Raw genomic sequence first — 13,734 nt, forward strand, 5'->3', positions numbered from 1 at the left:
CGTCTGGCGGGATGCTAGAACAGATTGGGTGGTGATGGAAATGCCCGCGGGCGTCGCCGATCAGTTCAGCAGAGGCGCAAAGCCCTGGCGCGGGCTGCCCACCACGCGCAGCCCGTCCCGCGCAACTTCCAGCACGGGCAGCAGACGTTCGCTCTGGCCATCCGCGCGCAGGCGGAACGTGCCGTAGTAGGCGGCAAAGCCCTGGTCATCCAGCAGGGCCGACTCACTGAAGACCGGCTGTCCCGCAGGCTGATCCCGGATCAGTGTGGCGGCCAGGGCAATGGCGTCATATCCCAGCATGGCGATCCGGTCCGGTTCCGTGCCGAAAGTGGCGCTGAAGCGACTGGCGAAACTGTTGTAGAAGCCCGGGTCGGGGCCCGGGAACCAGCCGCCGATCAGGGTCGGTTCCGATTGCAGGTCACTGGCAAACCAGCCGCCGAGTCCGAGGTACCTCACCACCACGGGGTCAACGTCATAGAACGCCAGCAGGGGGGCGATCGTGGGCAGGCGGCTGGCAGGCTCGGCCAGCAGCACAGCGTCGAACGGCGGATCGCCAAGCGTATCCAGCACCTCCAGCCGCTCCAGCGCGGATTTCGAGATGGCGTCACCATTGCTTTCCAGCCGGGCCCGTTCCTCCTCCAGCGCCTGCCTGCGCAGGTCGTAGTCGGCGAATTCACGGGCATACTGCAGCAGCAGTTCATCGTCGGCTTCCGCGCCGGCCGGGTAGTAGGTCGCCCGGACCAGCTCGCCAAGCGACTGTTCCATGGTCTCGACCAGGGCCTGATGCACCCGGCGGCCATAGACCGAGTCCGGCAGGAAGGCGGCGATCTTGCTGTGGCCGCGGGCCAGTGCGAAGCCGATGATGGAGCGGACTTCGTTTGTCGGCGTTACCCCCAGGATATGGGCACCACGGCCCGCGACGGAACTGTCGTTGGAGAAGGCGAGTACCGGCACCCCCGCCGGTTCGGCCACGGCATTGACCACCTGCACGTGATTGCCGAACAGGGGCCCGACAATGACTTCCGCGCCTTCCGCCAGGGCCAGGCGGGCGGCCTGCTCGGCCCCTTCCGGTGTGCCCTGGGTATCCTTCGGAATCAGGTTCAGCCGGGGTTGCTGCTGGTCGAACATGGCCAGCATTGCCGCGTCCAGCAGTCGCTGTCCCACCCCGGCCGCACGGCCAGTCAACGGCACCAGAATGGCGACCCGGACAGGCCGCTGGCCGTCCAGTTCGGGACGGTTGAGCAGGATCTGCTGCATCCTGAATCCCTCGGCGGAGCGGGTTTCAATGGAGCCGAAGGTCCCGGCGAGGCCGCCCGGTATCACCGGCTCGGCGGGTTTCGCTGGTGCGGCAGGCGCGGGTCTGGCCGGCGCGGCCTTCGCGACCGGTGCGGCTTCGGTGGCCGGTTTCTCCGCTGCCGGGTTGCTGCAGGCTGCCAGCCCGATCAGCAGCAGCCCGGAAACACCTGTGAGGAAACGGCTTCTGCGGCGGTCGGACATATCTGCAATCCTTGCGGAATCGGCGTAACCTGCGGCCATGGTCAGATCCTCTTCACATGCCCGGCCGGGACCGCGCGCCCTGGCGCCGGGACTTTACGTCGTGGCCACCCCGATCGGCAATCTCGACGATCTGAGCCCGCGGGCACGTCACGTCCTGTCGTCCGCGGACCGGGTCCTGGCGGAGGACACGCGGGTCGCGCGGCGTCTGCTGCAGAGCTTCGGGGCCACCGCGACGCTGGATATCTACAACGATCACAATGGGGCGAAAGTGAGGCCCGCCCTGCTGAACGCCCTCTCCGGCGGGGCCGCCATCGCCCTGACCAGCGACGCAGGCACGCCGCTGATCTCCGACCCCGGCTACAAGCTGGTGGATGAGGCGCGCGCGGCGGGCATTGCGGTGCACGCTGTGCCGGGACCGTCCGCGGTGATCACCGCCCTGTCGGTGGCGGGGCTGCCCAGTGACCGGTTCCTGTTCGGTGGGTTCCTGCCGCCGAAATCGGCGGCGCGCCGGAAGGTGCTGCAGGAGCTGGGCGCGGTGCAGGCGACGCTTGTCTTCTACGAGACCGCGAACCGGCTGCAGGCGGTGCTGGGGGACATGGCCGGGGTGCTGGGGGCCAGGCAGGTCGCCGTTGCCCGCGAACTGACCAAGATGTTCGAAGAAGTGCGGCGCGGTTCGATCCCCGAGCTGGTCGCGCACTACGCGCAGGCCGGTCAGCCGAAGGGGGAGATCGTTCTGGTTGTCGGCCCGCCCGCCGATGATGCGGATGTGGAGGCGGTGGATATCGATGCCCTGCTGCGGGACCACCTGTCCCGGCTGCGCACCCGTGATGCCGTCGATGCGGTCGTTGCCGAGACGGGTCTGCCGCGCCGGGAGGTCTATCGTCGCGCCGTCGAACTGGCCCCGAAGAAGAGTGACTGAGATGGCGCAACCGGCAGGCAGTCGCCAGAAGCGGCAGCGTGCCTTTCTGGCCGGGCGCGGGGCGGAGACACTGGCGGTCTGGATGCTGCGGCTGAAGGGCTATCGCATTGTCGGGCGCAACCTGCGGACGCCTGTGGGAGAGATCGATATCGTCGCCCGCCGTGGCAAGGTTGTGGCATTTGTCGAGGTGAAACGTCGCCCGGAAATGAGCGCCGCGCGCCGCGCCGTCAGCCGCAGCCAGCAGCAGCGAATCCTGCGCGCGGCCGAGTATCTGCGGGCTTCAGGCCAGTTGGGTGCGGATGTGCAGGGGTACCGTTTCGACCTGATTGCGGTCCTGCCACGCCGGTTGCCGGTGCATCTGCCGGATATGTGGCGGCCTTGAAATCGCCCGCTTTCGCTACCCAGATGCCGTATCATCGGTTGCATGATTCGCTGATCGGGCCGTGACAGCCCGCTCGCATGGACAGGAGACGGCCCAATGTCAGTTCTTTCAACGGGATCCCGGGGATCGCGCGTTCTCGCGGTGGTGGCGCTTTGCAGTGCCGCCGGGCTGCTCGGCGGCTGTGCCGGTGCGATCTTCGGCGCGGGCGCAACCGCCGGTGTCAGCCTGGCGCAGGAACGCTCCATCGGCGATGCCATCGACGATGCCACGATTTCCACCGCCCTCAGCACCAGCCTGCTGGAAGACAGTTTCCAGCTCTTCCGCGATGTCGATCACGAGGTGGTGGAAGGCCGTGTACTGCTGACCGGCAAGGTGGAGAAGAACGAGAGCCGCCTGCGGGCAGAGGCGCTTGCCTGGAAGATCAAGGGCGTGAAGGAAGTCGCCAATGCCATCCAGGTGACGACGGAGGGGGGCTTCCAGAACTTTGCCCGTGACGTGCGGATCTCGACCGAACTGCGCGGCAAGATCATCGGTGATCCGGACGTCAATGGCATCAACTACTCGCTGGAGACCGTCAACGGCACGATCTATCTGATCGGTATCGCGCAGGATGAGGCCGAACTGAACCGCGTGATCCGCCATGCCCGCAATATCGAGGGGGTCCGGAAGGTGGAGAGCTATGTTCGCCTGAAGAACGATCCTTCCCGCGGCAGCTGATCCGGTATGGCGGAGAGCGACTGGCAGTCGGTTCTGCGCCGGGCCGCCGGCCTGGCCGACAGCGACCTGGATGTGGCGGAGGTGGCCCTGGCGCTTTCCATGGCGGACCATCCGGAACGTGACCCCGCACCCTATCGCCGGCATCTCGCCGAACTGGCGTCCGCTCCACCCGCCGCAGCACCGGCCGCGAGCTGGCTTGCCGAACGGCTGGCCGGGCAGTTCGACTATCGTGGCGACGGCCAGACCTACGATGACATGCGCAACGCAGACATGATGGCGGTGATCAACCGTCGTCGCGGTCTGCCTGTGGCGCTGGGGATCCTCTATATCCATGTCGCCCGTGCGCAGGGCTGGTCGCTGATGGGGCTGAATTTCCCCGGTCATTTCCTCCTGCGCCTGGCATTCCCGGAGGGGCTGGCGATCATTGACCCCTTCAACGGCGGACGTACCCGCACCATGGATGAACTGCAGGCCCTGCTGAACCGGATCGCGGGGCGGGATGTGGCGCTGCAGCCGGAGCACATGGCGGCGGTGCCGCTGCGCCATGTCCTGATGCGACTACAGAACAACATTCGCATCCGGGCGGAACAGTCGGGCGACCTGGACCGTGCCGCGGAGATCCTGCATCGCATCTCCCTGTTCGCACCGCGGGAGCCGGGTGTCTGGCTCGACCGGGCCGACCTGGCGGCGAAATCGGGAAACCTGATGGCGGCGCAGGAGATTCTGGACGATGGCCTGGCCCATCTTGAGGGCATGGCTGCCGTGCAACTGCTGGAAAAGGCACGGGAAAAGCTGACACGACGGCTGAACTGAGCCACAATGGGCTTTTCCTGGGGAGGAACCAATCATGAGCTGGAAAAACGTCGAGATCGAGCGTCGCGGCAAGGTGGCCATCGTCACCATGGACCGCCACGAGAAGCTGAATGCCTTCAACCCGACCCTGATGCGGGAGATGACGGAAGTGGGGCTGTCATTTCACGATGACCGCGAGGTCCACGCCGTGGTCCTGCGGGGCAATGACAATTATTTCTCGTCCGGCGCGGATCTGACCGATGCCGACATGTGGCGCACCGAAGGCCTGAGCGAACTGGACATCCGTGACCGTTTTCGCATGGGCGGACGCCTGTGCGATGCCTGGGAGAAGATGCCCCAGATCACCGTCGCGGCGATGGAGAAGATGGCGGTCGGTGCAGGCTTCGCGCTGCCGCTGGCGCTGGACTGGCGGGTGCTGGGCCGCTCCGCCTTTCTGTATGTGCCGGAGATCAAGATCGGCCTGAACCTGCAGTGGGGCGCACAGCCCCGCCTGACGCGGCTGGTCGGTCCGGCGCGGGCCAAGCGCATCATCATCCTCTGCGAGAAGATGGGGGCGGCGCAGGCGCTGGACTGGGGTCTGGTCGACGAAGTCGCCGACGACGGCAAGACCGCGGAACGGGCGCTCGAGCTGGCCGAGACCGCAGCCTCGATGCCGCCGACCGCCGTCAGGATGGTGAAGGAGGCGGTGAACGCCACCGCGAACGCCCTGAACCAGGTCTCCAGCTACGCTGATTTCGACCAGAGCTGGCTCGGCGCGAACCTCTCGGCAGCCCAGGAGGCCCGGGAGTCGTTCAGCAAGAAATAGGGGTGGCTGGCGCGACCGGTCACCAACAGCGAACGCAGGGCGGAGGGGCGGCTCATTTGAACCGACCGTCCCTCCCTGACGCTGTGCCCGGACTCGATCCGAGTATCCAGCGTGCAATCTGGTTCGGATCAGTGCCGCGAGCGTCGTGAGTGGGCAGGACATTGGTGCTCACCGCTCCCACCCCACCGACGCCGTACCCGGACTTGATCCTGGTACACAGCAGTGCCGCCCCGGCGCGGGAGGCCGGGCGCACGGATCAGGTCCGCGAGCGTCCTGCAGGCAATCAGTGAACGGTCCCGGTCGCGCCGGAGGCCTTGCCGATCCAGCGCTGGATCACCTGTTCCAGCCAGTCCCATTCCTGGTAGCCCATGGCGAGCAGGCGATAGCGTTCCTCGTCGTAGCCGAGCAGTGACGGGAAGCCGTGGATGCCGAGCTGGCGGCTGAAGGCAAAGTCGCGCTGGGTCATTTCGCGGGTGTTCTCGCTGGCGAAGGTTTCCAGGAACGCATCACGGTCCAGCCCGAACTCTGCGGCGATGTCGGCCAGGGTTCCGGTGTCGGTGACGTCGCGATTGTCCCGGTAGAACGCACCCTGCAGTGTCGCCAGGAATTCCAGCGGCCTGTCCGTGCCCATCTTCTTCGCCGCAACCAGCGCCCGGCTGGCGGGTTCGGTGTCGTAGACGAAGGACTCGCGATCAAAGAAGCCATAGTCGAACGGCTGGCCGGAAGCCTCGTTCACATGCTCCCAGTGCTTGCGGACTTCCTCTTTCGCGTGGGGTTTCATCGGCCTGGTGACGCCCGGATAGAGTCCCCCCATCACCAGCCGCACCGGAATTTCGGGGAAACGCTCCCGGATGCGGTCCACCGTCGGCGCAAAGCCCCAGCACCAGGAACACATCGGATCCGCCAGAAAGATGAAGCGCAGGGTCATTTCGTGGGCCTCCAGGGATTGAGTGCAGGTCTCCGGATCAGCTTGCCTCGCTGAAGTTCGGGGCGCGTTTCTCCATGCCGGCGCGGACGGCTTCGAGCTGGTTCGGGCTGCCGATCAGCTTTTCCTGTTCCTCGCTCTCGGCCATCAGCAAGCCTGCCTCGTCGGCGTCGCCCCGCATGTTCAGCAGGCGTTTCGCGGCGCGGATGGCGTCGGGGCTCTTGCCCGCAATCTCCCGCGCCATGGCCATGGCCTCCGCATGCGGGTCCGTGGCGGTGCGGGTGGCGAAGCCCAGTGCCACGGCCTCCTCACCGGAGAACTGACGGCCTGTGAAGGTCAGTTCCCGCACCACATCATCCCCCGCCAGTTCCCGCATCAGCGGCAGGCCGGCCATGTCGGGCACCAGCCCCCACTTGATCTCCAGCACCGACATGCGGGTGTCGGGGGCGACGATGCGGATATCGGCGCCCAGGCAGATCTGCAGGCCGCCGCCAAAGGCCACGCCATGCACCGCGGCGATCACCGGCACCGGCAGGTTGCGCCAGCCCCAGGCGGTCTGCTGCGCCCGGTTGGCGATGCCGTGGGTCCGCCTGGTCAGACGCCCGACGCCTTCGACATTGCCGCCGCCCATCCGCCGGAAGCTCTCGAAGTCGAGCCCGGCACAGAACGCCCGGCCTTCCCCCGACAGGACCACCACCCTGACCGCGCTGCTGGATGCCAGTTCGTTGATTGCGGCAACGATGCCGTCGAACATGTCCGGGTCCAGTGCATTCATCTTGTCGGCGCGGTTCAGCCGGACATCGGCGATGCCGCCCGCGATGGAGATGGTGACGCGGTCATTCATGGACGTATCCCTTCGCAGGCCGGGGATGCGGAAGACGGGTGCCCCGCATCAGGGCAGGGCACCCGCGATCCGACAGGACTCAGAGAGCCTCGATGATCGTGACGTTGGCGATACCACCGCCCTCGCACATGGTCTGCAGGCCATAGCGCTTGCCACGGGCGTGCAGGGCATTGATCAGCGTCGTCATCAGCTTGGCACCGGAGGCACCCAGCGGATGGCCGAGCGAGATCGCGCCGCCATTGACGTTCAGACGGGCGTGGTCCGCACCGATTTCCTGCAGCCAGGCCATCGGTACCGGCGCGAAGGCCTCGTTGACTTCATAGAGGTCGATGTCATCGATCTTCATGCCCGCGCGCTGCAGTGCCTTGCGGGTGGCGCCGATCGGCTCCTCCAGCATGATCACCGGGTCGCCACCGGTCACGGTCAGATTGTGGATGCGGGCCAGCGGCTTCAGATTGTGCTCCTTCAGCGCGCGCTCGTTGACCACCAGGACACCGGCGGCACCGTCACAGATCTGGCTGGCGTTGGCAGCGGTGATCGCACCGCCTTCCATCAGCAGCTTCACGGAGCCGATGGACTCAGGCGAGGCATCGAAACGGATGCCTTCGTCCACGGTGTGCATCTCGCGGCCCTCATCGCCCTCGACCTCCAGCGCCAGGATCTCGTTGCTGAAGGCACCTTCCTCGGTCGCCCGGATCGCACGCTTGTGGCTTTCCAGCGCGAAGGCGTCGAGCTGGTCGCGGTTGAAGCCGTACTTCTTCACCATCATCTCGGCACCGGTGAACTGGCTGAACTGCACGCCAGGATAACGCTCTTCCATGTGCGGGCTCATCGGCACGCCGAGACCGGCCTCCGCGGCGAGGCGGGTCGGGCTGCCCATGGGCACGCGGGTCATGCTCTCGACACCGGCGGCGATGACGATGTCCATGGTGCCGGACATCACGGCCTGGGCCGCGAACTGGATCGACTGCTGGGAGGAGCCGCACTGACGGTCGATGGAAACCGCCGGCACGCTCTCCGGCAGCTTCGAGGCCAGGACGCAGTTGCGTCCGATATGGAACGACTGCTCGCCCGCCTGACCGACGCAGCCCATGACCACATCCTCGATGGCAGCGGGATCAATGCCGCTGCGGTCCACCAGTGCATCCAGCACGGCACCGCCCAGATCAGCCGGATGCCATTCCTTCAGACGGCCATTGCGGCGGCCACCGGCGGTGCGTACCGCCTCGACGATATAAGCTTCAGCCATCGAACTCTTCTCCCGATCATAATGATTGTTCTGCCCCAGATATGCATTGACGTACAGGTAAGGGCAAGCCCGCCACACCGCATGGCTCGGCAGCCGCTGACGCAATGTGGCGACCTGTCATTGACAATCATTCGCATTCTCACCATTCTTGGTCCCAGGTGAGGAAAACAGCGCACGAGAAGCAGTCATGTACGTCTGTATCTGCAATGCCCTGACAGACTGTCAGATCAACGAGGTCATTGACGGCGGCGAGCGTGATGCCACGGCTGTGCATCCCGGCCTCGGCTGCAGCACACGCTGCGGCAAGTGCCTTCCCACCATCGCCGACATGATGGAGGCCCGGCAGCAATCGGTCGGCGCCGACTTGGCGATGGCGGCGGAATAGCCCTGATGTTCGCCACCAACGCAATGCGGCACTGGCTCGGCAGCTCGCGCGTGGCCCGCGGTTCCGTCGGGTCGACACGTTCAGCCTCCCCGGCGCATGATGTGGCCGACACGTCGGCAATGGCCGTCCGGCCTGTCCGGCAGAACGAACACACAGCAGCAAGGGAAGTCGTGCCGCATGAAGGGCAATCCTGACGTCATCGCCTGTCTCAACAGGGTTCTCTACAACGAACTGGTCGCGATCAATCAGTACTTCCTGCACGCGCGGATGCTGAAGGACTGGGGTCTGACACGGCTCGGCAAGCATGAACACGACGAGTCGATCGACGAGATGAAGCACGCCGATCAGCTGATCGAGCGCATCCTGTTCCTTGAGGGACTGCCCAACCTGCAGGATCTCGGCAAGCTGCGCATCGGTACCGACACGAAAGAGATCCTGCAGTGTGATCTGGCGCTGGAGATGGACGCGATACCCGACCTGCGTGCAGGCATTTCCCTGGCCGAGAGCGCGGGCGACTTCGTAAGCCGGGAGCTGATGGAGAGCATTCTGGAATCGGAAGAGGAACATGTGGACTGGCTGGAGACCCAGCTTGGCCTGATCGAACGTGTCGGCTTGCAGAACTACATCCAGTCGCAGATGGGTGGCAGCGACTCGTGACCGCTGCCCCGGCGCTGGTCCGGGACATTGACCACCTGATGGTTCATGTCCATGACGCTGACAGGGCCGGTCGGCATTTCGAGGAACTCGGCTTCACGGTCACGCCGAAGAGCACGATGGCGGCGCTGGGGCTGAGCAACCGTTGTGTCCTGTTTCAGCCCGCCAGTGACCTTTGCTGCAATTACATCGAACTCATGGCGAAGGAAGACCCGGACCGGGTTCCGGCCTTCATGCAGGATGTGCTGGGCACCGACGAGGGGCCGGTGTCGCTGGTCATGGCCACACCCGACGCGCGGGCGGCGGCGGCGCAGTTGCCGGATCTGGGCGTGCCCTGCCATCCGCCGTTCGATGTAGAACGCGACTGGCATCTGGCCGATGGCGTCGATGTGCGTGTCGCCTTCGGTGTCTGCGTGCCCGAGACCGGGCATGCGCCGCTCTACTGGAACCTCTGCGAGCACCGGACGCGGGAACACTATGTCCGCCCCGACATCACCCGCCACGCCAATGGCGCGCAGCGTATCGCGACGGTCGGTGCCATTGCCGCGGACCCGCACCACACCGCGACCCGTCTGGGTGCGCAGTGGTCAGCGCAGGTCACGCAGGTCGGCAGCGGCCGCTGCCAGGTTGCACCCGGCAAGGTCGTCCTGTCCGTCGGTCCGGACCCGGCAGCCGACGTGCCCCGCATCGTGTCGCTGCACCTGGAGGGACTGGCGCGGAACGCAGAGGCAAGCCTTTACGGGCTGCACCTGAAAGCCGTCTGACCAACCGGGCCCGGTGCCCTGTCTTCAGGCCGACGGCGGCAGGTACCTGCCCGCCCCGTGATCCATGTCGCGCAGCGCCCTCAGGATGGCGACGAGGCCGTCGTCGCGCAGTTGCTCCAGTTCGCGGATCGATGCGTCACCGGCCTGATCGTCGGACTGGTCGACGATGCGGTTCAGCAGTTCATCGGTCAGTTCCGGGGCTTCCAGCTTGGTCCAGGGCAGCTTCAGCGCCGGGCCGAACTGGCTCATGAAGTGCCGCATTCCGGCCTCGCCGCCCGCAACGCGATAGATCAGGAAGGTCCCCATCAGGGACCAGCGCAGGCCGGGGCCCATGTGGATGGCACGGTCGATCTCCTCCACCGTTGCCACACCGTCGTTGATCATGTGCAGCGCCTCCCGCCAGACGGCTTCCAGCAGCCGGTCGGCGATAAAACCGTCGATCTCGTGGCGGACATGCAGCGGATGCATGCCGATCGATTCATAGATTGCGCGGGCCTGTTCGATGGTTTCAGCCGCTGTCTTTTCACCGCCGCAAAGCTCCACCAGCGGCAGCAGGTAGACCGGGTTGAACGGATGCCCGACGGTCAGCCTTTCGGGATGTTTCATCGCCGACTGCAGCCGCGTCGGCAGCAGGCCGGAGGTGGAGGAACCGATGATGACCTCCGGCGCCAACAGGGCGTCAGCCGCTGCCAGCACCCGGATCTTGAGGTCTTCCTGCTCCGGCAGGCTCTCCTGCACGAAACCGGCACCGTCCAGAGCGTCCTCCAGCCGCGTCACGACGCGAAGCTGCCCCTCCGCCGGGCGGCTGTCGGGGTGCAGGCCCGCCAGCGCGCGCCGGGCGTTGGCGAAGACCTCGCCCAGCTTGCGTTCCGCCTCCGGGTCGGGATCGAAGACCGTCACGTCGGAACCGGCGAGGCAGAAGCGCGCGGCCCAGCCGCCACCGATGACGCCGCCGCCGATCAGGCCGACGCGGGCGGGACGTGCGCCGCTCATCGTTTCACCAGCTTCAGCCGGTCGCGGACCTCTGCCGGGCCGAGCACCCGGACATTCATCGCCCGCAGGATCGACACCGCGCGTTCGACAAGGCTGCCGTTGGTGGCCTGCACACCCTTCTCCAGCCAGAGGTTGTCCTCCAGCCCGACGCGGACATTGCCGCCTGCCAGTACCGCCATCGCCACGAAGGGGATCTGCATCCGGCCGATGGAGAAGGCCGACCAGGTCGCCCCGGCGGGCAGGCGGTTGACCATCGCCATCAGGGTCTGCGGATCGTCCGGCGCGCCGTAGGGGATGCCCATGCAGAGCTGGATCATCATCGGATCATCCAGATAGCCGTCGCGGGCCAGTTCGTTGACGAAGACCAGGTGGCCGGTGTCGAAGACTTCCAGCTCCGGCCGGACGCCCAGTTCCTTGACCCGCATGGCCATGGTGCGCAGCGCGCCCGGCGTGTTGGTCATGACGTAGTCGGATTCGGCGAAATTCATCGTGCCGCAGTCCAGGGTGCAGATCTCCGGCAGCAGTTCCTCGACATGTCTCAGCCGCTCCAGAGGTCCGACCATGTCGGTGCCCGCCGGGTCCAGCGGCAGGGGCCGCTCCCCGGGGCCGAAGACCATGTCACCGCCCATGCCCGCCGTCAGGTTGATGACCACGTCCACGTCGGATGCGCGCACCCGTTCCACGACTTCCCGGTACAGCGCCGTGTCCCGGCTGCCCTTGCCGGTTTCCGGGTCGCGGACATGGATATGCGCGATCGCCGCCCCGGCCCGTGCGGCCTCGATGGCGCTGTCGGCGATCTGTTCGGGCGTCACCGGGACATGCGGTGACTTGTCGGTGGTGGCACCAGACCCGGTCACGGCGCAGGTGACGAAAGCTTCGAAGTTCATGACCGATCTCTCCATCCTTGCAGGTCGGACCCAGCTTTATGCGCCTGAACGGCCTCTGGAAAGTCCGTTCCCGACAGGAACTGCCGCAAGCGGGATACCCGGTTTCTTCGATCCGGCTGTATGCAGAAGAAAAAAAGGTGGGGAGGCACCGCCATGACATTCCGGATCACCATCGGGCCACGCATCCGCAAGTCCCCGTATTTCGACGCCACGGTCGCGGCCGGTGTCAGTGACATGACGGTCTACAATCACATGTACATGCCGACCGGCTTCGGTGATTTCGAGGCCGAGTACCGGCGCCTTGTCGAGACGGTGGCCCTGTGGGACGTGGCGGCGGAACGCCAGGTGCAGATCGCCGGACCGGACGCGGCCAGGCTGGTTCAGATGCTGGCGCCGCGCGACATCTCGAAGATGCGGGTCGGTCAGGGCCGCTACGCGCTGCTGAGCGACGTGACGGGGAAGCTGATCAACGATCCCGTGCTGCTGAAACTGGCCGATGACCGCTTCTGGTTCTCCATCGCCGATTCGGACATGGAATACTGGGTCGGCGGGATCGCCGCCGCGCTGGGCCTGGATGTGGAGGTGACGGAGCCGGATGTTTCACCGCTCGCGATCCAGGGACCGAACGCGCCGCTGGTGGTGGCCGACCTGTTCGGGGAATGGGTCCACGACCTGAAGTACTTTGCCTTCCGTGAAACGGAACTCGACGGCATTCCGCTGATCCTTGCCCGCTCCGGCTGGAGCAAGCAGCCGGGCTTCGAGATCTATCTGATGGACGGAACGCGCGGCACCGATCTGTGGGACCGGGTGATGTCCGCCGGACTGCCCCACGGCATCGGTCCCGGCGCCCCGAACGTCGTGGAGCGTACGGAGGGTGACCTGCTGTCCTGGGGCGCGGACACCCGCCCGGACGCAAACGCGCTGGAACTGGGTCTGGGGGATTTCATCAATCTGGACATGGCGCCGGACTTCATCGGCAAGGACGCGCTGAGGAAGATCCGTGCGGAGGGACCGAAGCGCCGCCGGGTCGGGCTGTTCATCGAACCGCCGACCCTGGAACCCAGCGACCACAACTGGCTGGTGCGCGACCGGGATGGAAATGCGGCCGGCCTGATCTCGGTCGCCGTGCCATCCATCCGGCTGCAACGCAACATCGCCATCGCGCTGATCAACAGCCCCCTGGCCGAAGTCGGAACGCAACTGGTCGTGGAGACGTCCAGTGGTCCCCGTCAGGCGGAAGTCACTTCGCTGCCGTTCATCCAGCCTGGCTGAGCCGGAGCTTCTGCGGTTTCAGTCTGACAGGCAGGCAGCGATCAACTGGCGGAAGGCGTCGGCGCGGTGGCTCATGCCGTGCTTTGCGTCCGGGTCCATTTCACCAAAACTGATGCTGTGACCACGCGGCTGAAACACCGGGTCATAGCCGAAGCCCTGGCTGCCGCGCGGCGGAAAGGTGATCTCTCCCTCCACCTTGCCCTCGAAGGCCGCTTCCTCCCCATCGGGCCAGACCAGTGCCAGCGCGCAGATGAAACGCGCTGTCCGCTCCGGTCTGCCGCTTGCGGTCATGTCACGCTCCAGACGCGCCATGGCAAAGCCGAAATCCCGGTCGGGACCGGCATAGCGTGCGGAATGGATGCCCGGTGCGCCGTCCAGCGCATCGACCGCCAGACCGGAATCGTCCGAAAGCGCGGGCAGGCCGGATGCGGTGGCGGCGGCGCGGGCCTTCAGCAGCGCATTGCCGATGAAGCTGTCTTCGGTCTCCTCCGGCTCCGGCAGGTTCAGGTCAGCGGCGGAAACCGCCTCCAGACCGAAGGGGCGCAGCAGGTCATTGATCTCCCGCACCTTGCCGGCATTGTGGCTGGCGACGACGATCCGCTTCTCTGTCAGGCGTCTTGCCATGGCG

16 protein-coding genes are annotated in these 13,734 nt (G+C 66.1%); 9 read left to right on the forward strand and 7 right to left on the reverse strand.

Annotated elements, in window-relative coordinates; translation table 11 throughout:
- Positions 1–60: 60 nt before the first annotated feature.
- Positions 61–1,497 (reverse strand): penicillin-binding protein activator, encoded by a 1,437-nt coding sequence (locus QGV55_RS00115; RefSeq protein ID WP_281023638.1) that lies wholly within the window; start codon positions 1,495–1,497, stop codon positions 61–63.
- A 100-nt stretch (positions 1,498–1,597) separates the two neighbouring features.
- Between QGV55_RS00115 and rsmI the strand changes: the two genes are divergently transcribed.
- The 5 genes from rsmI to QGV55_RS00140 all read left to right on the forward strand — a co-directional run bounded on the left by rsmI (position 1,598) and on the right by QGV55_RS00140 (position 5,133).
- The gene (gene rsmI / locus QGV55_RS00120; RefSeq protein ID WP_281018918.1) at positions 1,598–2,416 is read left to right on the forward strand and encodes a 16S rRNA (cytidine(1402)-2'-O)-methyltransferase; all 819 of its coding nucleotides are present in this window, start codon (positions 1,598–1,600) and stop codon (positions 2,414–2,416) included.
- Position 2,417: 1 nt separating this feature from the next.
- The gene (locus tag QGV55_RS00125) at positions 2,418–2,798 is read left to right on the forward strand and encodes a YraN family protein (RefSeq protein WP_281018917.1); all 381 of its coding nucleotides are present in this window, start codon (positions 2,418–2,420) and stop codon (positions 2,796–2,798) included.
- Positions 2,799–2,894: 96 nt separating this feature from the next.
- Positions 2,895–3,515: a BON domain-containing protein gene (locus QGV55_RS00130; RefSeq protein ID WP_281018916.1), complete on the forward strand. Its 621-nt coding sequence runs from the start codon at positions 2,895–2,897 to the stop codon at positions 3,513–3,515.
- Between the two features lie 6 nt (positions 3,516–3,521).
- Positions 3,522–4,328 (forward strand): transglutaminase-like domain-containing protein, encoded by an 807-nt coding sequence (locus QGV55_RS00135; protein WP_281018915.1) that lies wholly within the window; start codon positions 3,522–3,524, stop codon positions 4,326–4,328.
- Positions 4,329–4,362: 34 nt separating this feature from the next.
- Positions 4,363–5,133: an enoyl-CoA hydratase/isomerase family protein gene (locus QGV55_RS00140; protein WP_281018914.1), complete on the forward strand. Its 771-nt coding sequence runs from the start codon at positions 4,363–4,365 to the stop codon at positions 5,131–5,133.
- A 283-nt stretch (positions 5,134–5,416) separates the two neighbouring features.
- Here the strand turns inward: QGV55_RS00140 and QGV55_RS00145 are convergent, their stop codons facing one another.
- The 3 genes from QGV55_RS00145 to QGV55_RS00155 all read right to left on the reverse strand — a co-directional run bounded on the left by QGV55_RS00145 (position 5,417) and on the right by QGV55_RS00155 (position 8,151).
- The gene (locus QGV55_RS00145) at positions 5,417–6,061 is read right to left on the reverse strand and encodes a DsbA family protein (protein ID WP_281018913.1); all 645 of its coding nucleotides are present in this window, start codon (positions 6,059–6,061) and stop codon (positions 5,417–5,419) included.
- Positions 6,062–6,098: 37 nt separating this feature from the next.
- Positions 6,099–6,902 (reverse strand): crotonase/enoyl-CoA hydratase family protein, encoded by an 804-nt coding sequence (locus QGV55_RS00150; RefSeq protein WP_281018912.1) that lies wholly within the window; start codon positions 6,900–6,902, stop codon positions 6,099–6,101.
- Positions 6,903–6,981: 79 nt separating this feature from the next.
- Positions 6,982–8,151, reverse strand: a complete 1,170-nt coding sequence (locus QGV55_RS00155) for an acetyl-CoA C-acetyltransferase (protein WP_281018911.1) — start codon at positions 8,149–8,151, stop codon at positions 6,982–6,984.
- 187 nt (positions 8,152–8,338) lie between these two features.
- Here QGV55_RS00155 and QGV55_RS00160 point away from each other — a divergent pair, with 187 nt between their 5' ends.
- The 3 genes from QGV55_RS00160 to QGV55_RS00170 all read left to right on the forward strand — a co-directional run bounded on the left by QGV55_RS00160 (position 8,339) and on the right by QGV55_RS00170 (position 9,954).
- Positions 8,339–8,536, forward strand: coding sequence for a (2Fe-2S)-binding protein (locus QGV55_RS00160; protein ID WP_281018910.1), 198 nt, complete (start codon positions 8,339–8,341; stop codon positions 8,534–8,536).
- A 177-nt stretch (positions 8,537–8,713) separates the two neighbouring features.
- Positions 8,714–9,193, forward strand: coding sequence for a bacterioferritin (bfr, locus tag QGV55_RS00165; protein ID WP_281018909.1), 480 nt, complete (start codon positions 8,714–8,716; stop codon positions 9,191–9,193).
- Positions 9,190–9,954 carry a VOC family protein gene (locus tag QGV55_RS00170; RefSeq protein ID WP_281018908.1) on the forward strand — a complete coding sequence of 255 codons (765 nt, stop codon included), beginning with the start codon at positions 9,190–9,192 and terminating at the stop codon, positions 9,952–9,954. The genes bfr and QGV55_RS00170 overlap by 4 nt, the downstream gene beginning before the upstream one ends.
- 24 nt (positions 9,955–9,978) lie before the next feature.
- Here QGV55_RS00170 and QGV55_RS00175 read toward each other — a convergent pair whose 3' ends face one another.
- Both QGV55_RS00175 and QGV55_RS00180 read right to left on the reverse strand, forming a co-directional pair.
- On the reverse strand, positions 9,979–10,947 hold the full coding sequence (locus QGV55_RS00175; RefSeq protein ID WP_281018907.1) for a 3-hydroxyacyl-CoA dehydrogenase NAD-binding domain-containing protein: 969 nt from the start codon (positions 10,945–10,947) through the stop codon (positions 9,979–9,981).
- Positions 10,944–11,834, reverse strand: a complete 891-nt coding sequence (locus QGV55_RS00180) for a 3-keto-5-aminohexanoate cleavage protein (protein WP_281018906.1) — start codon at positions 11,832–11,834, stop codon at positions 10,944–10,946. The genes QGV55_RS00175 and QGV55_RS00180 overlap by 4 nt, the downstream gene beginning before the upstream one ends.
- Positions 11,835–11,987: 153 nt before the next feature.
- On the opposite strand from QGV55_RS00180, the gene QGV55_RS00185 reads away from it, so the two are divergent.
- Positions 11,988–13,106 (forward strand): glycine cleavage T C-terminal barrel domain-containing protein, encoded by a 1,119-nt coding sequence (locus tag QGV55_RS00185; RefSeq protein WP_281018905.1) that lies wholly within the window; start codon positions 11,988–11,990, stop codon positions 13,104–13,106.
- Positions 13,107–13,124: 18 nt separating this feature from the next.
- Here QGV55_RS00185 and rdgB read toward each other — a convergent pair whose 3' ends face one another.
- The gene (rdgB, locus tag QGV55_RS00190) at positions 13,125–13,730 is read right to left on the reverse strand and encodes an RdgB/HAM1 family non-canonical purine NTP pyrophosphatase (RefSeq protein WP_281018904.1); all 606 of its coding nucleotides are present in this window, start codon (positions 13,728–13,730) and stop codon (positions 13,125–13,127) included.
- Positions 13,731–13,734: the final 4 nt, after the last annotated feature.

Origin of the sequence: Minwuia sp. IMCC3009 (assembly GCF_029909415.1) — a bacterium.
Classification (GTDB): Bacteria; Pseudomonadota; Alphaproteobacteria; order Minwuiales; family Minwuiaceae; genus Minwuia.

Excerpts from the sequence above, each read along its gene's own strand:
- QGV55_RS00115 (WP_281023638.1), bottom strand. The coding sequence starts at position 1,497 with ATGTCCGACCGCCGCAGAAGCCGTTTCCTCACAGGTGTTTCCGGGCTG.
- QGV55_RS00125 (WP_281018917.1), top strand. The coding sequence starts at position 2,418 with ATGGCGCAACCGGCAGGCAGTCGCCAGAAGCGGCAGCGTGCCTTTCTG.
- QGV55_RS00130 (WP_281018916.1), top strand. The coding sequence starts at position 2,895 with ATGTCAGTTCTTTCAACGGGATCCCGGGGATCGCGCGTTCTCGCGGTG.
- QGV55_RS00135 (WP_281018915.1), top strand. The coding sequence starts at position 3,522 with ATGGCGGAGAGCGACTGGCAGTCGGTTCTGCGCCGGGCCGCCGGCCTG.
- QGV55_RS00140 (WP_281018914.1), top strand. The coding sequence starts at position 4,363 with ATGAGCTGGAAAAACGTCGAGATCGAGCGTCGCGGCAAGGTGGCCATC.
- QGV55_RS00145 (WP_281018913.1), bottom strand. The coding sequence starts at position 6,061 with ATGACCCTGCGCTTCATCTTTCTGGCGGATCCGATGTGTTCCTGGTGC.
- QGV55_RS00150 (WP_281018912.1), bottom strand. The coding sequence starts at position 6,902 with ATGAATGACCGCGTCACCATCTCCATCGCGGGCGGCATCGCCGATGTC.
- QGV55_RS00155 (WP_281018911.1), bottom strand. The coding sequence starts at position 8,151 with ATGGCTGAAGCTTATATCGTCGAGGCGGTACGCACCGCCGGTGGCCGC.
- QGV55_RS00160 (WP_281018910.1), top strand. The coding sequence starts at position 8,339 with ATGTACGTCTGTATCTGCAATGCCCTGACAGACTGTCAGATCAACGAG.
- bfr (WP_281018909.1), top strand. The coding sequence starts at position 8,714 with ATGAAGGGCAATCCTGACGTCATCGCCTGTCTCAACAGGGTTCTCTAC.
- QGV55_RS00175 (WP_281018907.1), bottom strand. The coding sequence starts at position 10,947 with ATGAGCGGCGCACGTCCCGCCCGCGTCGGCCTGATCGGCGGCGGCGTC.
- QGV55_RS00180 (WP_281018906.1), bottom strand. The coding sequence starts at position 11,834 with ATGAACTTCGAAGCTTTCGTCACCTGCGCCGTGACCGGGTCTGGTGCC.
- QGV55_RS00185 (WP_281018905.1), top strand. The coding sequence starts at position 11,988 with ATGACATTCCGGATCACCATCGGGCCACGCATCCGCAAGTCCCCGTAT.
- rdgB (WP_281018904.1), bottom strand. The coding sequence starts at position 13,730 with ATGGCAAGACGCCTGACAGAGAAGCGGATCGTCGTCGCCAGCCACAAT.